This is a genomic window from Pseudoalteromonas sp. SD03 (assembly GCF_040937955.1).
Classification (GTDB): Bacteria; Pseudomonadota; Gammaproteobacteria; order Enterobacterales; family Alteromonadaceae; genus Pseudoalteromonas; species Pseudoalteromonas tetraodonis.
In genome coordinates this window covers 1,746,641-1,770,825 of sequence record NZ_CP162514.1, presented here as the reverse complement: position 1 = coordinate 1,770,825, position 24,185 = coordinate 1,746,641, and the positions used below count along the sequence as shown (strand labels likewise).

Sequence of the window (24,185 nt, the reverse complement as noted above, 5' to 3'; positions counted from 1 at the left end):
TACTGCAAACTGTAGTAATTAATAACCGCGGTATTTCCAAAAGTCGTCTTCAGTTTTGGTTTTTTCATTGATAAGATTAAATGTTTTATCCGCAATGACTTTCCCCGCTAAAGATAGGGTCATACGCCAGTCACCTATTTTATCTTCTATAGGCTCCCATACCGTATCGCCTAAATAAAACGACCAGTCGTTATCTTTAACATATACAGTGCCCTCAAAAGGCAGCATCACTTCGCCATTGGTATCTATAATACCTGGGTGGTAAATACAAAAATGTAGTTTTTCGCCTTTGGCTTTTTTAATATTAACTATCAGACCAAATTCTACATCAAGTTCTGCTTTGACTTGCGTAGTGAATTGAGTAATTTGCGGTAGTGATTTACTGTCTTTGTCCCAGTGACTATATATGCCGAAACTTTGTAATGTAATTTGTGGTTTAGATTTTGCCATTGAACTTTCTATTTTTTACTTTCAATTTTTAAGCCACCAGCTTAAGCGAGCGGTTTATTAATTAAGTAGTTGTTTTGGATTTTTAGGGTAGTAGTTGCTGGGTTGCTGCTCGCATAAACTAAACTCGCGAGTATTTTTATACGGCAACTTCATAAAACCAGCCACCCCCACGTCGGTAATATTTACCGCGTATTGCATAAGCTTATTTAGTAAACGTTTAAATTCAACTTCTTTACTGGCATCAAGTAATCTGTAGTAATGATGAATTTTCATCCTATCTGGCAGCGCTTCAAAAATAATACAGCCGGTATGATGTATCTGGTTTAGCTCAAATACACATTTAATCACCTTTTTAGGTAGTTGCAGTTGCTCATCGGGGTCTTTACCATCTTCAAAATATGAATGCGGACGGGTTACCTCGCTGGCTTTTACATTAACCACTTCATAATCAAGCTCAGGTAACTGGTTAAATTTAAATGCACCGGTGCCATCGCGCTCTAGTTGAATCGTTTTACGGGCATCAAATAAACAACACTTAAATAAGCCTTTTTGGCTAATAGCCTGGGCTAACATTACTGTGTTGTTTACTGCATCGGTGAATGCGGTTGCGAGGGTCTCGTCATGCATAATGAGTGACGATTCAACATACAAAGATTCATCTTTCCAATGAAAGCTGAGCCCTCCTACTACAGGATATTTAGCTAAGCGGCTAATAGAGGCTAAAAACGCTTTTTCGGTATCCCCAGTATCAAATAAAAACTCTTTATAATACCTATCAAGCTGAGCATCGTTAACATCTAAAAGTTGTTGTTTATGATCGGCTTGGCGTAAAAATTGTTTTCTAGAGCTATAAACTACGGTTTCGGGTTCGGGGTCTTGGCTAAACCAAAACGGAATTGCCGCTTTAGTTTCTGTTTTTGGTAGTTGTGGTAAATACGCTTTTGCCATGGTTTCTATGTTACGCATAAAATAGTCACCCGCTTTGTCCCTTACCAACCGTTCTTTTGAAAGCATGCCATCAATAACGTTTGCCAGCTCCTTAGGTAACATTAAACTACTGGCCGGTATAGCCTGAGCACCAAATCGGCAAGACTGCGCTGAGGCAAGTGCATATAGCGTTGATGCAACCCCTTGCTCATCAAAACGAGGGGACGACTTTTCACCCGACATTTGCGCATCACCTATAAAATAAACATCACCCATTCGTGCGTTAGTGGTACTTAAATCGCCGGACATTAAATCCATAAAATTACTGGCAATTGGGTTTCCTTGTTCATCTACTTGGGCATAAACAGAGCTTCCCCAGTCAACCAAGGATAGCTGCTTTTCATTTTCATCCCACACCAAGTTAGAGGGTTTAATATCACCATGTACAATAGGCTGCGGGCTTAAACCATTTTTATGACGACGTAAATCAAGCAACACATTTCTTAATTTAACCGCTAAGCTCATTATTTTGGCGGCCGGTAAGCGCCCTTGCTTTAGTGATACTTTTTCAAGGTCTTCACCAATGGCGCGCGCCATCATCAAAATACCTTGTTTTTTTATTCGCTCAAAACCATAAAATGTTGGCACTAAGGGATTTTTGATTTGCGAAAGCATATACGCTTCATCTTCAAGGCGATCACGTACACTTTGCGCGAGCGTAATTCTAGAAAACTTAAACACCCAAGGCAGGCCATGTTCATCATCCCCTGCAAATACAAACCCAAATGCCCCTGAGCCAATCATTTCTACCTTTTTATACCCAAGCAAAGTGAGCTGTTTAATACAAATATTAAGCCACTGACGATGTTTTTTTGCATCACGGTGTGACAGCAAATAAACCGACTGCTCTTCGTTGATATAAAAATTGCGAATTTCTTTAGCTTTCAATGCGGGTTCTCTAGGTTAGTTGTTAAAAGCGCAGTGTTACCTTTATATTTGATAGTAACGCGAGCATTGTGTTAATTAAACCTTTAAGCATCACAATATGTTTATCAAGCCGTTATGTCATGATATTTAGTCATGATTTAGACATATATCGCTGTTATTTGCTATTTCGCCGTATCCTACTTAACCACAGCATCGTAAATAGGGTAAAACACACCTTTATATTATTCTTAGGTTAAAAAAATGAAACGTATTATAAAAGCCTCTTCAATCGCGCTTGCTCTGAGTATGTGCATGAATGCTCAAGCCGCAGACTTTAACTTTTCTACAAAAGTAGACAACGATGCAAATACGCTGGTTGTATTTTATAGCCAAGATGGAAACAACAGCCAATTTAAAGCACTCGACAAGCAGTTCGATGGCCAATTGCAACGCGTTATTGATATAGAAAATTTTACCGGCGATTACGCTAAAGTGGCACAACTTGTTGCGCCAAGTAAAAGTAACTACAGCCGCGTTTTAGTCGTAGGTACTGGTAAAACTAGCGAGCTTGATAAAGCAAAAGCAGCTAAGTTAGGCGGTAATATTCACGCTCAACTAGTTAAAGCCAAAGTTGGCACTGCCAGCGTTGTATTTGAAGATGTAGCCGGTGTAAGTGACAATGCATTACTTGCTGCTAACTTTGCCCATGGTGCAAACTTACGCGATCATCGTTTTGAAAACTATAAAAAAGAACCAAACACTGAAACAGTTAGCTATACCTTTGATGTTGATAACACTAAGCAAACTCGCAAGCTTTACACCCAATTAGAAAGTATTCAAGCCGGTGTTTTTTTAGCCCGCGATTTAACATCTGAAGTCGCTACCGAAATGACACCTGTTGACTTTGCTAATGCGGCAAAAGAATTAGCATCTTTGGGCGTAACCATCAAAGTATTGGAGCCTAAAGAAATAAAAGAACTTGGTATGGGTGCATTAGAAGCTGTTGGTCGAGGTAGCCAGCAAGGTGCCCGTTTAGTGGTTGCCCATTATAAAGGGTCTGACGATGCCCCTATTGCCCTTGTTGGTAAAGGCATTACGTTTGACTCAGGTGGTTACAGCATTAAAACCGGTGCATCTATTGCACGTATGAAGTCAGACATGGCCGGTGCTGCTGCAGTGCTTGGTACAGTTAAAGCAATGGCGTTAGCTAAAGCTGACAAAAACGTAGTAGCCGTTATGGGCATGGCTGCGAATATGGTATCGCAGTTCGCTGTAGCCCCAGGTGATGTTGTTCGCACCGCAGAGGGCTTAAGTGTTGAAATTTTAAATACCGACGCCGAAGGACGCTTAGTATTAAGTGATGCTATGTGGTATGCACGTGAGCACTACAAACCAGAAATTATGATTGATGTTGCAACACTCACCGGTTCAAAAATCCGTGCTGTAGGCAATGAATACGCGGCAGTGTTCTCAGATGACGATACGCTAGTATCTCAACTAACGGTAGCCGGTAAACAAGTAAACGAAAACCTATGGCGCCTACCTTTAGGGTATAAAGATATGTTGGAGTCTGACATAGCTGATTTAACAAATGTGGGTTCAGGTGGCCCAGGTGCAACCACTGCTGCCACTTTCTTAGAGCATTTTGCTGGCGATACCCGTTGGGTGCATATCGATATCGCAGGTAATGCCTTAGTGAAAAAAGGTAAAGATGAGCTTTCACCAGGGGGAACGGGGTTTGGTGTTCGCTTATTAAGCGAATGGTTATTAGCTAACTAATTGTTTATTAATACTAATAAAAGCGCCAAAGTAGGTTTACTACTTTGGCGCTTTTTGTACGAAAACAGTTTTATAGAGCTCAATACATCACTATTAATAAATCCTTAAAAGTGTGTTTATTATTTGATTTTGTTTGATTTATAGTCAAAGATAGAAGGAACAATTAGTAACGAGGTCAAAGGAATGAAAATAACCTACCTGCTCTACAGCATTTTTTATTTAAGCATTTGTTTTCTTTTCTATTTTGAACAGCTCTCCACCACTGCTGCAGCAATTATAGTGCTGTTATCTGCAATTTTTTATATAAAACCAGCAAAATCTGAATCAGCAAATAACAATTCGTCACTAGGTGCCGTGCAGTCGTTCAATAACAAAATTGCACAAAACATTACCAAAGCCACCTCAAAAAATGCCATAGGCGCAGCTGAAGTGTCATTTTATGTTGATAGCTTATCTAAAGAAATAGACGCTTGTTATAACGAGAGTGAAACTGTCGGGCGTGCCACACACGAGCTTTCACAAAATAGTACTGAACTCAGTGACAGCATGACCACTATTAATCAAGCAATGGTACAAACAGCGCAAGCCTCAAGCTCTGCCGATAGCCGCTTACAAACGGCCACCAGCCAAATTGATTCGTTATCAGGCTCTATAGATAAAGTGGCCCAGCAATTAGATTTATTATTAAAAAGTGCCAGTGATATACAAAGCATTACCCAAGTTATTCAAAACATTGCAGAGCAAACCAACCTACTTGCCTTAAATGCAGCCATAGAGGCCGCTCGCGCAGGTGAGCAAGGTCGTGGTTTTGCGGTTGTTGCCGACGAAGTGCGCAACCTTGCAAATAAAACCAATGAAGCAACCAAACAAATTGCTGACATGCTCACAGACATCAACGCCAACAGTATAAAAACCAATGAAGATATGAAGCAGGTTTCACAGCAAAGTATTTCTGTAAAATCAGAGCTTGAAAACGTGACTCAATCCTTTTTAACAATTAACCAAGATATTGGTGCCTCATCTACCGCGCTTGATAGTATGCATCAGTCTGTTTCTGCATTTCAGCATGCAACCACACAAATAAATAGCTCAGTCACTAGTATTAGTAGTTTATTGGGCGAAGTTACTAAAAAAGGCAGTACAATTTCTCAGCAAGCGTCTTCTTTATCGCTGGGATCAGAATCAATATTTAGAGAGCTTGAAAACATAGAGTATGACGCATTCTTTAAACCAATTCTGACATCAGCTAAACACGCCAGTAAAGCAATTGGCGAATGTTTTGAGGGTTGGATCCAAAGCGGAAAAATAACCCAGCAACAACTTTTTTCGCAAAACTATAAACCCATCGAAAATACCAATCCAACCAAGTACACAACCGATTACGATAAACTTACAGATCAATCATTGCCGGCTATACAAGAACCAATACTGGAAAATAAAGACATTATTTTTGCAGGAGCCGTTGATACAAAGGGCTACTTTCCTACTCATAACAAACGCTATAGCCAAGCTCTAACCGGTAACTTTGAAAAAGATTTAGTAAACAACCGTACTAAACGTATTTTTAATGACCCGACAGGAATTCGCTGTGGTAGCCACACCGAAAGCTTTTTATTACAAACCTATAAACGTGATACCGGTGAAATACTGCATGACCTCTCGGTGCCAATTTATGTAAACGGTAAACATTGGGGCGGGTTTAGAATAGGGTTTAAGAGTACAAGTCATTAATTAATATAAAAAGGGAGACATATGGTCTCCCTTTTTGTAAGTGATGTGTTTATTTTTTAGAAAACAGCATACGTTTAAAGGTATTATCAGCCAAAATGTAATGATGAAATAATGCAGCCGCCGCATGTAAGCCTATTACGTAATACCCCACTTCGCCCGCAGTTTCGTGTATTTCTTTAATGGTTTTACCCAGCTCTTTGTTTTCACTTGCCAATGGAGGCAGCTCTAAACCAAAAAATGGCACAGGTTTACCTGCTAAACTCAAAATTAACCAACCAGCTATAGGCATAGCAAACATAAACACATACAGCGCAAGGTGTACAAATTTAGCTAACTTATCTTGCCACTTTGCAGGCTCAGGGTGTATGGCTGGTACCGAGCCGCCCACTACACGCGCAACTACCCTCACGCTGACTAAAGCTAAAACCGATAAACCCAACATAAAATGCCACATTTTAAAGGCATCACGGGTTTCAGTGCCTTTATCAAATAATTCACGTAACTCTATACTGCCGTAAACAGTGACTATTAAAATAAACATAAGCCAGTGTAAGGCTATAGAGAGTGTATTGTAATGAGTTGTTGTGTTTTTAAAATTCATAAGGCCTCTTTTAGTGAAGAAACGCATTGAGTAATGTGCTCACTTTATGCGTAATAAATTTGCAATAATAGCCTAGCGTATAATCACGCATGCTTTACTGATCTAAAACATAAAATGCGTTACTTCTTAATCATATTGTTTATTTGTTAGCTAGAAATTTAGCGTACTTTATTAAACTTAAAATAAACTTATGTACTATTAAAATTAAATAGCAGACATAAAAAAACGGCAACTTTACGTTACCGTTTTAAAAAATCATTCGTGTTTAAACGTATTAAACCGCTGCAATTGAAAGAGTATCGAGTTCAGCTAATAGAGTAGCGAATGCTTGTAGAATTGGCTCTTTTGATGTCTGAAGTCAAGATTTGATAATCATATAGAAAGCTCCTCGGGTTTTTCGATACAGTTGTGTTGACCAAAACATAAACTGAAACCGAGGAGCTTGGTATGAAACTATATGGTGGAATTGACTTGCATTCAAATAATTGTGTTATTGCTATCATTAATGAACAAGGTGAAACACTTACCGTTAAGCGTTTAAATAATGACATGTCTGTCATTTTATCTTTTTTAAGTCCTTATAAAGACAACTTAAAAGGGCTTGTTGTCGAATCAACATTTAATTGGTACTGGTTAGTCGACGCTTTAATAGATACATAATTTAAACTTCACTTAGCTAACCCCGCTGCAATTCAACAATATTCAGGCTTAAAATATGCAGACGACCACAGTGATGTTTGTGTAAAATGGGCGAAGCCCATACACAAACGGAGCGACGCAGTTTTTGTCGTGTGCATACACTTGTTAAGCTTTGCTGAATACAACATTAGTTTCAAATTTAAATAGCTCGTTTTTTCCCACACCTTCATTTTCGAATTCGACATAAATTTCGCCAACTACACAAAAGCTAGCATCTTCATTTTTGAAAATTTCTAACTTTTTAACGTCACACCAATTATGAGCAGTACCAACATATATTGAACCTTCTGCATCAGGATATGACTCGTGCTTCAAATTCAGGCCATCTAAGTCATCTGGAGATGAGATACCCAACTTATACCAGTCCAATATTATTTCGGTTTTCACTGGTTGTTCTTCGTAATCTAAGCCTGAATCAAAAGGCTCTAAAGGAATACTTATACGATGAAACTGCGTATTTTCTAAGCCAATATTTTCGTTTTCGAACCAGTACGCCTCAATGCTTCCTTTAAGCGCCTTCGTTTTACTCTGTAGTTGAATACTGTCCATAACTCTCCGAGAAGCTTAACGCCCAAAGCAGCGAGCGAGGAACGAGTCCGACTGCCTTTGTTTGTTATACATTTTCACCAACTGACTCTACTTGTGTATTAAGTATTTGGCGCATCATAATGAGTGAAAATTTCACCCCGTCTTTTTCTTCGATCATATCTTTAAGATGTATTTTGTTATTACCGTATTCTTCAGGAAAACGAATGCTCATATAAGTCATGCGTTTTTTATCTTCTTCCCAAAAGCGATACTTCACTTCACCGTGACCTGCATACTTCTTAAGGAAGCGGTCAATCGTCAGGCCTTCTTTCTGCCAATTAACTAGCTCTTTACTTGCCCACACCTCATCCCACGTTTCAAATAAGGGGAAATGAGCGAGTATGTTACGTACGAACTTAAACAGTGGGCCTCCAATCTCGGATTCCATCGGAGGTCGCTGTATCTTTATCGCTTCAAGCACATGCTTGAATGGTTCGTAGGATAAAAGCTCCGAGTAAACTGCAAAGATACTCGATACCTTGCCAAACCTATAGCAACTTTCTTTTTCCCAGAAATTATCCTCCATGATCTCATCGTACAAGTCGTAAAACCGATTGTATCCAAGACTGAGGAATAACTCTTCAGATTTGTTAGGTCTCGCTTCCATTGCTCAATCTACCTAGATGCATAGACATAATGACTCCCACACGGTGTTAGCCTCCGCTTTTCGTGGGTTAGCTTAATTCAAAGCCAGAGCCATAATTAGTTTGTCAAATAACTAAACAGCAGAGGCTAACATGAATAAACATAGCATACTTTTTATCGGTCTTGATACACATAAAGAATTCAATGAAGTCGCCTATATTGAAGAACATAGAGGCGCTCAACCTGTTCACCTTGGTCGATTTTCTTCTTCCAAAAAAACAACAAACATGACACCCACTTTAATTTAACAAGCAAAAGCTAAGTTCTTATATTTATTTTATAGGTTAATAATTTATGCTTTACGACTACGTTACTTTCGTTTCATCCAGTAAATAAGCAATTATTACTCTTAAATCTAAATTCCACGCATAAAAATAACTGCATGATGCAGTTTCAACCTTTCTACTGAGTAATTTAAAGTTTATGCTAATAGCTTTTCACAATTACTTGTATTGGCTCGCCGTTTTCGATTCAAATTTTCACAATAACTTGCTTGTGAGGTCGGCCGGCCAACTGCGCCGTGAAATACGCGTTTAAATTGTGTGGTGAGTTTTAACCAGTTTTCAGGAGATATATTGAGTCTTTCCAGTAAAGGAAGTTGGGTGTTATCAATATGGCCGCGTTTATCTTCTCGCATTATTCGTCCTGTTAGCTCAACAAGTTCGAGGTACGACTTGAGCTCAAACGGCAGCCCTTTTGGCATAATTTGACGCGGCATACCTGCAAAGCGAAGTAGTTGTTTTGGCTGCTTGCCTTCTTTTGCGTATATTAAGCGTTTTTGTACACTGGTATGGTGAGACTCTTCTGGAGTGATAGCCATCTTAGCCCTAATAGGGTTTAAATCGACGTATGCAATACACGCGGCAAGCGCCGCTTCATCAAGGAGTGCTTGTGATTTAAAGCGACCTTCCCATAAATTTATAGGGAATAAATTTGAATGCCGTTAGGCAGCCCGAAGGGTGAGCGCCATGGATGGCAGCGAATAAAACCTGCCAGTGCAGTTATCTTCTTTATTAGCTCTGCGCGCAATGTCTTCATTTAACGACCGCATAAACCAGCTAATACTTGATAAGCGCTCTCGGTATTCCTTTACTGTTAGATTAAAAAAGATAAGTTCGGCTTTGCTTAGCTTTTCACCTTGTATGTACCTTTGCGTAAGTACGGTGCCTTTGCACAGCTTGTGCCAGCGAATAACAATCGCTTTGTCATTTAACCTATTAGCTTTCTTATCATCTACATACAACACTAAATGCGTGTACTTCAGGCATCCTGCCTTCCGCCCTCCGGGCCAGCTGCGCTGTTGTAAAATGTTCCAACATTTTGCTGGTTACTCATAACAGCATAAGCATAGACGTCAATACAAAATATCTTCGCTAGCTCAAGCAGTTTGTCTTCAACCCACACTCTGCGATGCTCGTAAGATTGACCCGTAAAATGGTCTTCTCCACATAAAATGCACGGCGTACGCAACGTGATATACAGTGGTAGTACTTTGTATCAACCAAACTTACTTGACGCTTTCTTGCGATTGCCATAAGACACCCTGCTTTTTTTCACACTGATGAAAGCCTAGTACTTAGTTCGCCAAACTAAAAAAAGAGTGGGTGTCAAGTTTGTTTTTATGGGTAACCCCTTTGGTTAAACGCACTAATCAACTGATTGTACTTGGAATAACCTCATACAATTTCTACCAATTTTTTCTTTACCGCTGCAACTAAATTGTGCAACATCAAATTTAACCAAAACATTAGGATTATTACATTCAGGGTTAGTGCAATTGATGGAAGCGTTTTCAGCAGGACTGTTAAAGTAGGATGTTTCTAGTTTCTCAGAATAATTATATTCAGTAACTTCGATTTTCTTATTAGGCATGATTAATCCTTTCTTTGCTTTATGGCTAATGCCTCATTAAGAGGCAAAAAATTGTTGGCTAAAATTAGCTACGAAGGAGCAAAAGCCAACTGTTTTTGTCCTTTTAAACGACTTGTTACATTGCTCTACTTCTTACTAATCGCTGTCTTTAATAAATCGAGGATAGCTACATTTGAAACTGGTTCTTCTACTTTTTTCTCTTGAGAATTATTTAAGCCGAAGAATTTTTTAGTTAGCTCCTCTTTCACTTTATTTCTTGTATCTTCAGGTAGTTTTTCTAAATATGGATCTAAAGAGGCAAGTTCAAGCTCTGAGCGTCTATTATGATTCTCCAGCAATCTATGTTTTGCCGATTCTTTAGCTGCATATGCTGCTGGAATTGCTAAAGCTAAAGCCGCACCGATTCTAAATAGCGCAAGTTTCCAATCAAAACCATTTGTAGCAGAAATAAATATAGTAAAGCCAATAACAGCGACCATTGAAATCATTAACCATAAGGCAATATTACGCCATTTATCTGCGGCTGCTTTTTCAATATTAGCAATATTCTGGTAGTTACCAGTGATTCCAATATTCCCAATGATTTGAAGTAAATTAGATGCTTCTTCCTTCTTTTCTTCAAGTACGTCAAGTACGCTTTGTGCATCTGTTTTTTGTGATTCTAGTTGAGCTGAGAATGTCTCATTTTGTTCGCCTATTTTTTCTTGAAGTATACCTTCCGTGCTTTCAATTTTATCATCTAGTTGAGAATTGAACTCTTGAGTATAACTTTCATATTTTTCTTCAATTTCACTAACGGTTGAATCAAATTTATTTGTGAAATCAGTTTCTGTATTCTCAAACCTTTCAGTGAAGCTGCTTAATGAGGTTTCAATCTTTTCGCTATGACTCTGAATTTCTGAAACCAAATTCTCTAAATTTGATTTTTGATTAACAGCATCTTCAGAAATAGTGGTAATAGATGCATCCAAATTATCTTTTGATTCTTTTATTTCTGATAGTGACTCTTCAGCTAACGATTTAAATTGAAGCAGTGATTTGGTAAACGATTGTTTAGAAATAGGAAGGCTCTGCATTGGAAGCGCAATAAGTTGAGCCATTGCATTATCAATATGCGATGAGGTGTTATTTAAGTGTGCAACGTTTTTATTCGCAATATAATTGTTAAGTTCAGAGATTAAACTCTGGATATAACTATTGGTGTTATTAAGATGCCCATGATTAACTAATGCTGGAATTAGATTCTCAAGACAGGTTTCTGCATATAATTTAAGTTGAGCAATTCTGTCAATATGCTCAAGAACTGATAAGTCATCCGTTTTAAGAGTTTCATCAGATAAGCGCTCCTCTAAATTATCTAAAGTGGCATGTATCGCATGATTTTTGAATTTATCATCCCATTGAGACATTTGAACTCCATTCTATGATTGCAATGTAACACTTTATCTAAGGACACTTTCCTCTTTTCATGAGCAATGCAAGTCCTCTTTATTATTTTTTAACATTAGTAACAAAACCTGTAACACATTGCCAGCTTTAAATTTTAAGTCAGGCTGTTATTTAAATAATCTGCAAAAAAGAGGAAAACATCCTCATTTCTTAACTTAAGAAGAAAAACACCAGCACTGTATATAATCACAGATATCGATATTTAAAATGAAAACTAAATCCCCTAGTAGACACTAAAAGAGTGGCAGCGAGAACACAATCAACCGCATTAAACGCAATCGCTTATTTTTATATAAGCATATTATAAAAAATGAGCTTTCATTAGATTTAAATTTTGTTAAAAGCAACCGCAATCAGAAACTTCCCGTCGTGCTTTCACAGGTTGAAGTATTGCTATTTTTTAAAAAATAAAAAACGACATTATTTAAAACAAAAAAGCACAGCCCAAAGAGCTGTGCTTTCAATAATTAAACTAGATCTAACAAAGTTATAAACGTATGCCGCCGTCTATCTCTACTACTCGACCAGTAAAAAAGTCGTTTTCGATAATATACTGAGCAGTATGGGCTATTTCAGCGGTTTCACCTAAGCGCCCTACGGGCGTTACAGCAAGCATGCGCTGTTTGGCTTCTGGCTTCATTACATCGGTCATGGCGGTGCTAATAACACCTGGGGCAATGGCGCCAACGCGAATACCAAAGCGGCCAAGCTCTTTAGCCCATGTAGTGGTTAATGCCACAACACCCGCTTTTGATGCGGCGTAATTTGTTTGGCCAATATTACCCGCACGCGCTACGCTCGACATGTTTACAATTACGCCGCCTTTGCCTGATTCAATCATGTGGCTTGCCGCTTCGCGCCCTGCTAAAAATACGCCTGTTAGGTTAACGTCAATCACTGATTGAAATTGTTCAAGCGACATTTTTTTAACCACTTTGCCGTCTTTGGCTTTTATAAACATACCATCGCGTAAAATGCCGGCGTTATTAATTAATACCCCAATGTGACCAAAGTCACTGTTAATGGTATTAAAAACGTCTTCAACTTCGCTCTCAACGGTTACATTGGCGCTGTAGCCTTTTATAGTACCCGTTACGCCTGCTAATGCAGATAGCTGCTCGGTTGCTTCATTTAACTGGGCTTGTGCCATATCAATTAACGCAATATTAGCGCCCATTAAGGCAAACTTTTGCGCCATTGCAAAACCTAAGCCTTGTGCGCCACCGGTTATAACTACGGTATTATTTTTTATTTCCACAATACTTTCCTACTTCGAAAACAATTTAAAAATGGCACTAAAATCATCGCTGCCTGCACCTTGATGCTGCATCATAGTGTATAAATTTTTAGCCATTGAGCCCATTGGCGTCAGTGAATTACTTTGTTGCGCTGCTTCCATAGCAAGGCCTAAGTCTTTAGCCATTAAATCGACCATAAAGCCAGGTTTATAGTCGTTACTAGCTGGTGCGGTTTCCATAACGCCTGGGCAGGGGTTATAAAGTTCTAACGTCCAGTTTCGACCCGAGCTTGCGCTCATTATGTCGCTGAGTACTTTTGCGTCGAGGCCGTTATTAATGCCCATTTGAATGGCTTCACTGGTGCCTGCCATTAAAATACTCAACAGCATATTGTTACATATTTTGGCAACTTGCCCAGCACCAATATCACCAGCATGGAATATGTTTTTACCCATATCGACTAATACAGTATTGGCTTTATCGAATGCAGCTTGCTCACCACCAACGATAAACGTAAGCGTTCCTGCTGTTGCACCTGCTACACCACCCGATACCGGTGCATCAACAAACGCAATACTTTGCTCACTTAGGGCATGGCCAACGTCACGTGCTGATTGTGCATCTATAGTTGAACAATCAATCACTAAGGTACTTTTACTCAGTACTTTAATTAAACCCGATTGCTCGTCTGTGCCTAAATAAAGTGATTTAACATGTTTGCTTGCCGGTAGCATGCTAATTAGCACATCAGCCTCGTGAGCACAGTCACTGGCGCTTTGCGCCGCACTAGCCCCATGATTCACAAGCTCTTTTACGGCCTCTGCACTTAAGTCAAACACGCGCACACTGTGGCCTGCTTTAACTAAGTTTGCTGCCATTGGGCCGCCCATGTTTCCTAAACCAATAAATCCTATATTAAGTTTACTCATCGCTTTACCCTTGTAAATTTAGTTGTGAAAAGTACGGCTCTAGCGGATGTTGCTCGCCAAAGCGGTTTGCAAAAAAGCTCTCTACTACTTCTTTTGGTACATCAGCTAACGATTTAAACTGCCACTGTGGCGCACCATCTTTATCGATTAGTAAGGCACGTACACCTTCTTGAAACTCGCCCACTTCACCGGCACGAACCGACATGCCCAATTCCATTTTAAAACACTCAGCTAAGTTTTTACCTTTGCTATGTTTGAGCTGCTCACTTACTAAGGCACAACTTAATGGGCAACCATGCGCCAACGATTTTTGTGCGCGTTGTAGCCATTTATCATCAGTGTTTAGATTTAAAATGTAATCTACCTGCTGCTGTAACGTGTCAAACTCGCCAAGCTTTTGAATCAAGCTTAAGTTTGCTTTTAAATTGCCTTTTGGCATACGGCTAGAGTTGTTATCTAACTCAATAAGCAAGGTACTTAGCTTGTCGTGATTTAAACTTGCTGTTTTACCCCATTTAGTATTGAGTAATGCTTCAACAAGCTCTGGGTACTTGTCGGCATTTACAAAGTGATCGGCAAGCGATACAAGCTTAGCGTCTTCACAATTTATAGATGCCGAGGTCAGCCCTAAAAACAAACCAACATGGGCGGGCATTTTATGTAAAAAATAACTGCCGCCTACATCAGGGTAAAGCCCAATAGTTTGCTCTGGCATGGCAATGCGTGATGTTTCAGTCACTACGCGATGACTGGCACCGGCCATTAAACCTAAACCGCCGCCCATTACAATCCCGTTACCCCACACTAAAATGGGTTTGTTGTAACAGTGAATTAGGTAATCGAGCTGATACTCTTGAGTAAAAAATTCTTCAACCAGTGAGCTCGGTTTTCCCTCACTCATTGCTTTGTGTAAGCTCACTACATCGCCACCGGCACAAAATGCTTTTTCACCAGCGCCTTTAAGAACCACTAATGCAATGTTATCGTCTTTGTCCCATTGCTGTAGTTGCGGCTCGAGTAAGCTGATCATTTCAAAATTAAGGGCATTTAACGATTTAGGCGCATTTAAGGTTGCAAAACCAATGAGTCGGCCATTGTCTGTGGTTGCCGTTTCAAATACCACGGCAGCATCAGCTGAATTTAAACGAGTAAGTTCTGTCATTAGCCATTCACCCAAATAGCTTTACGTTTTTCTAAAAAGGCGTTCACGCCCTCTTGCTGATCTTCGGTATCAAATAAACCAACAAACAGTTCACGCTCCAGTGGCAATGTATTCGCCATTGGTTGATGACGCCCTTTTTGAATCAAGGTTTTACATGCAGCAACCGACGATGGACTTTGCTCTGCTACTTGGTTTGCCAGTTTTAATGCTGCGGCAAAACTTTCACCTTGTGCAACCACTTCTTCTACTAAACCAATTTGCAGGGCTTTATCGGCTTTTAAGCGCTCACCGCATAAAATCATGCGTTTTGCCCAGCCTTCACCTACGAGCCATGCTAAGTTTTGCGTTCCACCAGCACACGGTAATAAACCCACTTTTGCTTCAGGTAACGCCATTTGTGCTTGCTCTTCTGCAATACGAATATCACAAGCAAGCGCTACTTCAAGGCCGCCACCCATTGCATAGCCATTAATGGCTGCAACCGACACACCTCTAAAATTAGTTAGCGCTTCAAACGCTTCACCAAATACACGTGACATATCTGCAGCTACACCTTTATCGCCACTGGCAAATACATTGAGGTCGGCACCGGCGCTAAAAAACTTCTCGCCTTCACCAGTCAGTACTAACGCATAAATATTTTTATTGGTATTTAATTGGTTAACCGTGTCTTTAAGCGCCACTAAGGTGTCTTTCGTCCAGGTATTCGCTGGCGGATTCGACATGGTTAAAATAGCTACATGACCTTCAATAGTTAATTCAATGCTAGGATTTGACATACTAATCTCCTTATAAAACTTCGCTGGCTGATTCGGCTAAAATACGACGCGCAATAATCACACGCATAATTTCGTTAGTGCCCTCAAGAATTTGATGAACACGTACATCTCTAACATGGCGCTCAAGCGGGTATTCTTTTATGTAACCGTAGCCACCGTGAATTTGCAGCGCGTCATTACAAACAGTAAAACCTACATCGGTTGCAAAGCGTTTAGCCATAGCACAATAAGTGGTTTTTTCACTGTCGTTAGTATCGAGTTTAAACGCCGCTAAGCGCACCATTTGGCGTGCTGCTACAAGCTCGGTATTCATATCAGCAATTTTAAATTGTAGCGCTTGAAACGCAGCCAATGGCTTACCAAATTGGGTACGCTCTTTTAAATACTCACGTGCGGTATTAAGTGCCGCTTGTGCTGTACCAATAGAGCAAGTGGCAATATTAATACGGCCGCCGTCTAAACCTTGCATTGCAAATTTAAAGCCTTCACCTTCTTGGCCTAATAAGTTTGCGGCTGGAATACGCACATCTTCAAAGCTAATTAAACGTGTGGGCTGTGCATTCCACCCCATTTTTTCTTCTGCTTTACCGTATTCAACGCCTTGTGCATCTGCTGGTACAACAAACGCTGAAATGCCACTTGGGCCATCAGCCCCTGTACGTGCCATTACAACTAAAATTTCTGTTTCACCGGCGCCAGAAATAAACATTTTTGAGCCGTTAATAACATACTCATCGCCATCGCGAACTGCTTTAGTTTTTAATGACGCAGCATCAGAGCCAGAGCCTGGCTCAGTTAAACAGTAAGAGGCTAACAACTCACCCATTACTAATTGTTCAACATATTGCTCTTTTACGGTATCGGTCGCAAAACTGGCTATCATCCAGGTTGCCATATTATGAATAGTTAACATGGCCGTTGTTGCGGTACAGCCCATCGCCAGCTGTTCAAAAATAATGCTTGAATCTAAGCGAGATAAACCTAAGCCACCGGCTTCTTCTGGGGTGTATAAACCACAAAAACCTAGCTCACCAGCGGCTTTAATTGTGTCTTTAGGAAAAATATGTTCGCGGTCCCACTTGGCAGCGTGTGGTGCTAGTTCAGACTCTGCGAATTGGCGAGCGGTTTGCGCAAAGGCTTGTTGATCTTCAGATAAGTTAAAGTCCATGGTAGACCTCTTGTTGTGTTTTGTTTGTTGTCGGTGCATCCCATAACGGGAGTAATTAGTGAGGAGCGACAACACTGTGTGTTGTGCCCCTCTTTTTTATTAATTATTCAGTGCAATATTATTTAAGATTAATACTCATGTTTGGACCTGAGGCAATGTCATCCTCAAACCAACGAGAAGTAATGGTTTTGGTTTCTGTGTAAAAACGAATACCTTGTTTACCGTATGTATGCGTATCGCCATAAAATGAGCCTTTCCAACCCGTGAACGAGAAAAATGGTAAAGGCACAGGAATAGGCACATTAATACCCACTTGACCTACTTCAATTTCGTGTTGGAACTTACGTGCAGCTGCACCACTTGATGTAAATAATGAAGTACCGTTACCGTAAGGGCTTTCGTTAATAAGGGCGATGGCTTCTTCAAGCGTATCTACAAACATACACGCCAGTACTGGGCCAAAAATCTCTTCTTTGTAAAGATTCATCTCTTTGGTTACATCAGTAAATAACGTTGGGCCTACCCAGTTACCTTGCTCAAACCCTTCAACAGTAAAATCAGAGCCATCAATTAAACTGGTTGCGCCTTGTGCTTTACCATCGGCAATCAATGATAAAATACGCGCTTTTGCAGCTGGTGATGTTTGCGGGCCATATGCAGCGTCTGCATCATCCCAAACACCTGGGCGTACACCTTCAAAGCCAGCTTTAATTTCATCAACCCAGTCTTTTGCTTGGCCAACAAATACCGCCACTGAAATACCCATACAACGCTGGCCTGCCGCACCAACTGATGCGCCTACTAAGTTATTAACTACGTGAGACTTGCTTGCATCAGGCATAATCACCATGTGGTTTTTTGCGCCCACACAGGCTTGCACACGTTTTAGGTGTTGTGTGCCTTTAGAATAAATGTATGCACCCACACCACACGAGCCAACAAACGAAATAGCACGAACCGCTTTGTCTTCTAATAAACGGTCAACTTGTGGTTTAGTACCATGCACAACTTGTAAAACACCCTTTGGCGCACCGGCTTCAATAAATAGCTCAGCTAAACGCATTGGCGTAAGTGGGTCTTGCTCAGAGGGCTTTAAAATAAAGGTGTTACCGCACACAATTGCCAGTGGGAACATCCAAAGAGGGATCATGGCCGGAAAGTTAAATGGCGTAATACCTGCACATACACCCAGTGGTTGCATGTATGAATAGGTATCGATTTTACGCGCTACGTTTTCCATCGTCTCGCCCATCATTAATGATGGTGCATTAGCAGCTTGCTCAACTACTTCAATACCACGCCACACATCGCCTTTGGCATCTTCAAATGTTTTACCTAGCTCATGACAAATAATAGTGGCTAATTCATCATGGTTTTCTTTTAACAGCGCCGCGTATTTCATCATAATGCGCGCACGTTCTGTAATAGGAACGTCTTTCCACGTTTTAAACGTTTCGCTTGCAGAGGCAATAGCCGCGTCCATTTCAGCGTCTGTAGCACAAGGTACTTGCGCTAACACTTCTTGATTAGCAGGATTTACAACATCAATTAATTCATTTGAAGTTGATTGAATAAATTCGCCGTTAATGAGTAAGGGTACTTGGTGCATGATTAAAATCCTATTGATTAAATTGGGTACCGCAGCGTTTTTGTTATAGTTGCTGCGGCTTTATTATTAGTTAAAGTGCTTCTACGGCCATGGCAACGGCTTCACCGCCACCAATACATAAAGAGGCTACGCCCTTTTTAAGACCCCGGTTTTTAAGTGCATGGATAAGTGTTACTAAAATACGCGCACCGCTGGCACCAATAGGATGACCCAATGCACAGGCTCCACCGTTAACATTAACTTTGTTCTCATCAAGCTTTAACTCGTTAATAGCTAGCATGGTAACCATGGCAAACGCTTCGTTAATTTCCCATAGGTCAACATCTGCGGTTGTCCACCCTGCTTTTTCAAGCACACTGTTCATTGCACCAACAGGCGCTACGGTAAATTCACTGGGTTTTTGAGAATGCGTGCTGTGAGCAACAATTTTGCACAGTGGCGTTAAACCCTCTGCTTTTGCTTTTGATTCGCTCATTAAAATCAGTGCTGCGCCACCATCTGAAATTGATGATGAGTTTGCCGCAGTAATGGTGCCGTCTTTTTTAAATGCTGCACGTAAACTTGGGATTTTTTCAGGGCGGGCATTACCAGGTTGTTCATCAATTGAAACTGTTACATCGCCTTTACGGGTTTTAATAGTATGAGGGGCGATTTCGTTGTCAAAGCTACCATTTTCTATGGCTGCGTTTGCTTTACTTAACGAACCCAGTGCAAACGCGTCCATTTGCTCACGGCCAATACCGTATTCATCAGCCGTGTCTTGAGCAAAACAACCCATTGCTTTATTGTCATAAGCATCTTCAAGGCCATCGCTCATCATATGATCTTTTATTTCACCATGGCCCATACGCATGCCGCCACGTGCTTTAGGAATAAAATAAGGCGCATTGGTCATGCTTTCCATACCACCAGCGATTGCTGATTCAATAGAACCCGCCTTAATTAAATCATTCGCTAACATCGCTGCTTTTAAACCCGAGCCACATACTTTATTAATAGTGGTAGCACCGGTGCTAAGTGCAAGCCCCGCTTTAAGCATAGCCTGACGTGCAGGTGCTTGCCCTAAGCCTGCAGGCAATACACAGCCCATAATCACTTCATCAATTGCATCATTGCTTAAACCCGTTTGAGCAAGTGCACCTGCAATAGCTGTAGCACCTAGTTCGGTAGACTGCGCATCACTTAGTGCGCCCATAAATCCACCCATTGGGGTGCGTTTTGCTGCTACAATTACAACGCTTTCAAAAGACATAAAAAGGCTCCATTTTCAATTACCGCAAACATGTTTTATTATGTTTAGCTTAATGTTTAAACTAATCTGATAAATACGAGCATACATAAAATTTACGTTTACGCCAACGTAAATCTAAAATCAACTTTCTAATTAGTGTAAAAACTGTAAAGTAAGCTTGCTGAAAATGTATTACAACCTCCATAAATGGCTTATAACGTTTATAAACACTCAACTTCTACTGTAAATCCGCATTTATTTTGTACGTCTAAAGTATAACAACCAGATCGCACTTTACCTTTACGTAAACTTCACTTATATTGGTGATATTCGAATGAGGTAAACATTACAATGAAATCAGATAATCAAACAAACTTTGCAAATTCAGCCAATGAGCCGGCTAAAAACGAACAAACTTTTAGTATCAGCGAATTAGCGAAAGAATTTGATATTACCACGCGCTCTATTCGCTTTTACGAAGACCAAGGGCTTATATCGCCAGAGCGCAATGGCCAAACTCGTATTTACTCAAAGCGCGATAAAGTGCGCCTAAAGTTAATACTACGTGGTAAACGTTTAGGGTTTACTTTGGCTGAAACCGGTCGTTTGTTTGAACTTTATGATGCAGACAAATCAAGCGCTAAACAGTTAGTTACTATGCTTGACCTCATTAGCGAAAAAAAGGCCGACCTATCTCAACAAATGGACGACATTAAAGTTGTACTAATGGAGTTGGTTACCGCAGAACGTCGTTGTCGCGACACGCTTAGCAAAATAGATGAATAAAACATTATAAACGTCATCAAACACACAGGAATGAATCATGAGCACTATTTCACTATATAAAGAAATGAATTTTGGTCTTGGCGAAACAGCGGACATGATCCGCAGTCATGTTAATAGCTTCGCAAGTCAAGAAATTGCCCCACTAGCTGAAAAAACAGATCTTGATAATGCGTTTCCCAATCAACTTTGGCCGCAAATGGGTGAAATGGGCGTTTTAGGCATGACCGTTGATGAAGAATTTGGTGGTGCGGGTTTAGGTTATTTAGAGCACGTTATTGCCATGGAAGAAATTAGCCGTGCAAGTGCCTCTATTGGCTTAAGCTATGGTGCGCATTCAAACCTGTGTGTTAATCAAATAAACCGTAATGGCTCACAAGCACAAAAAGAAAAATATTTACCTAAACTTATTAGCGGTGAACACATTGGTGCCTTGGCCATGAGTGAGCCTAACGCAGGCTCTGATGTTGTATCAATGAAACTTAAAGCCGAGAAAAAAGGCGATAAGTACATTTTAAACGGCAATAAAATGTGGATCACCAATGGCCCTGACGCTGATACTCTGGTTATTTACGCAAAAACAGATTTAAATGCCGGTGCGAAAGGTATTACCGCCTTTATTGTTGAGAAAACATTCCCAGGGTTTTCTACCGCACAAAAACTCGACAAACTCGGTATGCGCGGATCAAACACCTGTGAACTGGTCTTTGATAACTGCGAAGTACCCGAAGAAAACATTTTAGGTAACTTAAACGAAGGCGTTAAGGTACTTATGAGCGGCCTTGATTACGAGCGAGTTGTTTTAGCTGCAGGCCCGTTAGGAATTATGCAAGCATGTATGGACATTGTGGTGCCTTACATTCATGAGCGTAAGCAGTTTGACAGCCCGATTGGTCAATTTCAGTTAATTCAAGGCAAAATTGCCGATATGTATACACAAATGAATGCAGCCCGCTCTTATGTGTACACAGTAGCAAAAGCTTGTGATCGCGGCGAAACCACCCGTAAAGACGCAGCTGGCGCAATTTTATACGCTGCAGAGCTTGCAACTAAAATGGCCCTTGATGCAATCCAAATTTTAGGCGGCAATGGCTACATAAACGAATACGCAACAGGTCGCTTACTGCGTGATGCGAAATTATACGAAATTGGCGCAGGCACTTCAGAAATACGCCGCATGTTGATTGGCCGTGAATTATTTACTGAAAGCCGTTAAGGATTAATTTATGACGATTTTAAAATCGAGCGTTAATCCCCACGATCCTAGTTTTGTGCAAAACCACAAAAATATGTCGGCGCTGGTGGATGATTTACGCGATAAAGTTGCCAATATTAGCTTAGGTGGTGGCGCTGCACTTAAAGAGCGCCATGAAAGCAGAGGAAAGCTGTTTGTTCGTGACCGTATCAGTACTTTATTAGATGAAGGCTCACCCTTTTTAGAAATATCGCAATTTGCTGCATTTGGTGTGTATGAACAAGAGATACCTTGTGCCGGTGTGGTTGCAGGTATTGGTCGCGTGAAAGGCGTTGAATGTATGGTGATTGCAAACGACGCGACAGTTAAAGGTGGCACCTATTTCCCGCTTACTGTTAAAAAGCATTTACGCGCACAAGATATTGCTGAGCGTTGCCACTTACCGTGTATTTACTTAGTTGATTCTGGCGGTGCCAACCTGCCAGAGCAAGACGATGTATTTCCAGACAAACTGCACTTTGGGCGTATTTTTTACAATCAAGCACGTATGTCGGGTAAAGGCATTCCTCAAATTGCAGTGGTTATGGGCTTATGTACCGCAGGCGGTGCTTATGTGCCCGCTATGGCCGATGAAAGTATTATTGTAAAAGAGCAAGGCACTATATTTTTAGCAGGCCCACCACTGGTAAAAGCGGCAACCGGTGAAGAAGTCACCGCAGAAGAGCTTGGCGGCGCCGATGTTCATTGTAAAACATCGGGTGTGGCCGATCATTACGCAGAAAATGATGCGCATGCATTATCAATTGCACGCCAATGTATAGAGCGAATTAATTACACACGCCCTACCGCCCCATTATTAGCTGACGTAAAAGCTCCACGATACGATATTAACGAGCTTTACGGCATTGTTGGTACTGATCTTAAAAAGCCATTTGATGTGCGTGAAGTAATAGCCCGCACTGTAGATGACTCGTCTTTTGATGAATTTAAACGTTACTTTGGCGAAACACTGGTGACAGGCTTTGCCAGCATTTATGGCAACCCTGTGGGCATAGTGGCTAACAACGGTATTTTATTTAGTGAGTCAGCGCAAAAAGGCGCGCACTTTATTCAGCTGTGTGCCCAGCGCAATATTCCATTGGTATTTTTACAAAACATTACTGGCTTTATGGTCGGTAAAAAATACGAAGCCGAAGGCATTGCTAAACATGGCGCTAAAATGGTGATGGCGGTGTCGTGTGCTGATGTTCCAAAATTCACCGTGCTTATTGGCGGCTCTTATGGCGCCGGCAATTATGGTATGTGTGGCCGTGCATTTGAACCGACCATGATGTGGATGTGGCCAAATGCCCGTATTTCAGTCATGGGTGGTGAGCAAGCTGCCGGTGTTATGGCACAAGTTAAACAAGATGGATTAGCCCGTAAAGGCGAAAGCATGAGCGAGCAAGAAGTTAGCGATTTTAAAAAGCCAATTATTAGTCAATACGAACAACAAGGTCATCCTTATTATGCCAGTGCCCGCTTATGGGACGATGGCATTATAGACCCTGTCGATACACGTAATGTGTTGGGGCTTGCATTAACTGCAGCTAAAAATGCACCACAGCGTGAGTCTAAGTTTGGCGTATTTAGAATGTAACCGGAGCGCACAATGTCAGTAACACTACAAATAACAAAATCTAATGTGGCTGTACTCGTTTTAAGCCGCCCAGAAAAACGTAATGCGTTTAATAGCGACGTTATCCATGAGCTTATTCAATGTATTGAACATGCTAATACGCTCGATATTCGTGCCTTAGTACTCAAAACCGAAGGTAAACATTTTTCAGCCGGTGCCGACTTAGCCTGGATGAAATCGATGGCAGATAATAACTATAACGATAACCTAGCTGATTCAATGCAACTGGCTAAACTTATGCAAGTATTAGCACAGAGCCCGCATCCTACAATTTGTGCGGTACAAGGTGCCGCCTTTGGTGGGGCATTAGGCTTAATTGCCTGCTGTGATATTGCGCTTAGTAAAGACGATGCACAATTTTGTTTAAGTGAAGTTAAACTTGGGCTAATACCTGCCGTGATCAGCCCTTATGTGATTAAGGCCATTGGTGAGCGTGCTGCACGCAGATATTTTTTAACTGCAGAAGTGTTTGATGCCCACACAGCAAAGCAACTGGGTTTAGTGCATCAAATTACTGGGAACTTAGAAACAGCCCTCGATAATTTGCTGCAAACCTTGATTGATAACGGCCCTATTGCCGTTAAAGCCGCAAAAGCACTTATTAACGATGTTGCCAATAAAGAGATAAACGAGGAGCTAATTGCACTGACTGCAGAGCGTATAGCTAAAATTCGTGTATCAACTGAAGGCCAAGAAGGACTGAGCGCCTTTTTTGATAAACGCCCTCCCCAATGGCAACTCTAGG

The 24,185-nt window shown here is 40.8% G+C and carries 21 protein-coding genes and 2 pseudogenes; 8 read left to right on the top strand and 15 right to left on the bottom strand.

Translation table 11 applies throughout. The features are described 5' to 3' along the window. Positions 1-18 precede the first annotated feature (18 nt). The gene (locus ABZP26_RS08155; protein ID WP_013464918.1) at positions 19-450 is read right to left on the bottom strand and encodes a DUF3859 domain-containing protein; all 432 of its coding nucleotides are present in this window, start codon (positions 448-450) and stop codon (positions 19-21) included. Between the two features lie 57 nt (positions 451-507). Further along, complete coding sequence (locus ABZP26_RS08150; RefSeq protein ID WP_058154588.1) at positions 508-2,325, bottom strand: phosphotransferase; 1,818 nt, start codon at positions 2,323-2,325, stop codon at positions 508-510. Between the two features lie 240 nt (positions 2,326-2,565). Here ABZP26_RS08150 and ABZP26_RS08145 point away from each other — a divergent pair, with 240 nt between their 5' ends. After that, the gene (locus tag ABZP26_RS08145; RefSeq protein WP_058154587.1) at positions 2,566-4,083 is read left to right on the top strand and encodes a leucyl aminopeptidase; all 1,518 of its coding nucleotides are present in this window, start codon (positions 2,566-2,568) and stop codon (positions 4,081-4,083) included. A 183-nt stretch (positions 4,084-4,266) separates the two neighbouring features. Next, complete coding sequence (locus ABZP26_RS08140) at positions 4,267-5,814, top strand: methyl-accepting chemotaxis protein (RefSeq protein ID WP_058154585.1); 1,548 nt, start codon at positions 4,267-4,269, stop codon at positions 5,812-5,814. A gap of 49 nt (positions 5,815-5,863) precedes the next feature. Here ABZP26_RS08140 and ABZP26_RS08135 read toward each other — a convergent pair whose 3' ends face one another. Then, positions 5,864-6,415 carry a cytochrome b gene (locus tag ABZP26_RS08135; protein WP_058154583.1) on the bottom strand — a complete coding sequence of 184 codons (552 nt, stop codon included), beginning with the start codon at positions 6,413-6,415 and terminating at the stop codon, positions 5,864-5,866. A gap of 447 nt (positions 6,416-6,862) precedes the next feature. On the opposite strand from ABZP26_RS08135, the gene ABZP26_RS08130 reads away from it, so the two are divergent. After that, entirely contained in the window at positions 6,863-7,075 is a 213-nt protein-coding gene (locus tag ABZP26_RS08130) for a hypothetical protein (protein ID WP_368485601.1), read from the top strand. Positions 7,076-7,219: 144 nt separating this feature from the next. Here ABZP26_RS08130 and ABZP26_RS08125 read toward each other — a convergent pair whose 3' ends face one another. Together ABZP26_RS08125 and ABZP26_RS08120 are read right to left on the bottom strand one after the other, a co-directional pair. Further along, positions 7,220-7,663 (bottom strand): hypothetical protein, encoded by a 444-nt coding sequence (locus tag ABZP26_RS08125; RefSeq protein ID WP_058154580.1) that lies wholly within the window; start codon positions 7,661-7,663, stop codon positions 7,220-7,222. Between the two features lie 64 nt (positions 7,664-7,727). Further along, entirely contained in the window at positions 7,728-8,090 is a 363-nt protein-coding gene (locus ABZP26_RS08120; RefSeq protein ID WP_232311349.1) for a hypothetical protein, read from the bottom strand. Positions 8,091-8,439: 349 nt separating this feature from the next. Here ABZP26_RS08120 and ABZP26_RS08115 point away from each other — a divergent pair. Beyond that, positions 8,440-8,562 (top strand): annotated as a pseudogene (locus ABZP26_RS08115) (IS110 family transposase); the annotation flags it as partial. A 206-nt stretch (positions 8,563-8,768) separates the two neighbouring features. On the opposite strand, the pseudogene ABZP26_RS08110 reads toward ABZP26_RS08115, so the two are convergent. The 10 genes and pseudogenes from ABZP26_RS08110 to ABZP26_RS08065 form a co-directional block, all read right to left on the bottom strand. Then, a pseudogene (locus ABZP26_RS08110) lies at positions 8,769-9,882 on the bottom strand (transposase). Between the two features lie 112 nt (positions 9,883-9,994). Next, positions 9,995-10,219 (bottom strand): hypothetical protein, encoded by a 225-nt coding sequence (locus tag ABZP26_RS08105; RefSeq protein WP_058154575.1) that lies wholly within the window; start codon positions 10,217-10,219, stop codon positions 9,995-9,997. A 125-nt stretch (positions 10,220-10,344) separates the two neighbouring features. Next, entirely contained in the window at positions 10,345-11,628 is a 1,284-nt protein-coding gene (locus ABZP26_RS08100; RefSeq protein WP_058154572.1) for a hypothetical protein, read from the bottom strand. Positions 11,629-12,155: 527 nt separating this feature from the next. Beyond that, the gene (locus tag ABZP26_RS08095; protein WP_013464908.1) at positions 12,156-12,926 is read right to left on the bottom strand and encodes an SDR family oxidoreductase; all 771 of its coding nucleotides are present in this window, start codon (positions 12,924-12,926) and stop codon (positions 12,156-12,158) included. A 9-nt stretch (positions 12,927-12,935) separates the two neighbouring features. Beyond that, positions 12,936-13,835, bottom strand: coding sequence for a 3-hydroxyisobutyrate dehydrogenase (gene mmsB / locus ABZP26_RS08090; RefSeq protein WP_368485600.1), 900 nt, complete (start codon positions 13,833-13,835; stop codon positions 12,936-12,938). 4 nt (positions 13,836-13,839) lie between these two features. Then, positions 13,840-14,997: an enoyl-CoA hydratase/isomerase family protein gene (locus tag ABZP26_RS08085; protein ID WP_368485599.1), complete on the bottom strand. Its 1,158-nt coding sequence runs from the start codon at positions 14,995-14,997 to the stop codon at positions 13,840-13,842. Next, positions 14,997-15,776 (bottom strand): enoyl-CoA hydratase, encoded by a 780-nt coding sequence (locus tag ABZP26_RS08080; protein ID WP_013464905.1) that lies wholly within the window; start codon positions 15,774-15,776, stop codon positions 14,997-14,999. Before ABZP26_RS08080 ends, ABZP26_RS08085 begins: the two co-directional genes overlap by 1 nt. Before the next feature lie 10 nt (positions 15,777-15,786). After that, positions 15,787-16,944 (bottom strand): acyl-CoA dehydrogenase family protein, encoded by a 1,158-nt coding sequence (locus tag ABZP26_RS08075; RefSeq protein WP_368485598.1) that lies wholly within the window; start codon positions 16,942-16,944, stop codon positions 15,787-15,789. A 118-nt stretch (positions 16,945-17,062) separates the two neighbouring features. Then, positions 17,063-18,553, bottom strand: a complete 1,491-nt coding sequence (locus ABZP26_RS08070; RefSeq protein ID WP_368485597.1) for a CoA-acylating methylmalonate-semialdehyde dehydrogenase — start codon at positions 18,551-18,553, stop codon at positions 17,063-17,065. 70 nt (positions 18,554-18,623) lie between these two features. Beyond that, on the bottom strand, positions 18,624-19,805 hold the full coding sequence (locus ABZP26_RS08065; RefSeq protein WP_215522119.1) for an acetyl-CoA C-acyltransferase: 1,182 nt from the start codon (positions 19,803-19,805) through the stop codon (positions 18,624-18,626). Between the two features lie 330 nt (positions 19,806-20,135). On the opposite strand from ABZP26_RS08065, the gene ABZP26_RS08060 reads away from it, so the two are divergent. The 4 genes from ABZP26_RS08060 to ABZP26_RS08045 are packed head-to-tail and all read left to right on the top strand — an operon-like array spanning position 20,136 to position 24,184. Continuing rightward, complete coding sequence (locus ABZP26_RS08060; RefSeq protein ID WP_008114692.1) at positions 20,136-20,570, top strand: MerR family DNA-binding transcriptional regulator; 435 nt, start codon at positions 20,136-20,138, stop codon at positions 20,568-20,570. A gap of 37 nt (positions 20,571-20,607) precedes the next feature. Further along, the gene (locus ABZP26_RS08055) at positions 20,608-21,783 is read left to right on the top strand and encodes an isovaleryl-CoA dehydrogenase (RefSeq protein WP_013464901.1); all 1,176 of its coding nucleotides are present in this window, start codon (positions 20,608-20,610) and stop codon (positions 21,781-21,783) included. A gap of 10 nt (positions 21,784-21,793) precedes the next feature. After that, positions 21,794-23,401, top strand: coding sequence for a carboxyl transferase domain-containing protein (locus tag ABZP26_RS08050; RefSeq protein ID WP_033103471.1), 1,608 nt, complete (start codon positions 21,794-21,796; stop codon positions 23,399-23,401). 12 nt (positions 23,402-23,413) lie between these two features. Further along, positions 23,414-24,184 carry an enoyl-CoA hydratase/isomerase family protein gene (locus ABZP26_RS08045; protein WP_016899945.1) on the top strand — a complete coding sequence of 257 codons (771 nt, stop codon included), beginning with the start codon at positions 23,414-23,416 and terminating at the stop codon, positions 24,182-24,184. Position 24,185 lies beyond the last annotated feature (1 nt).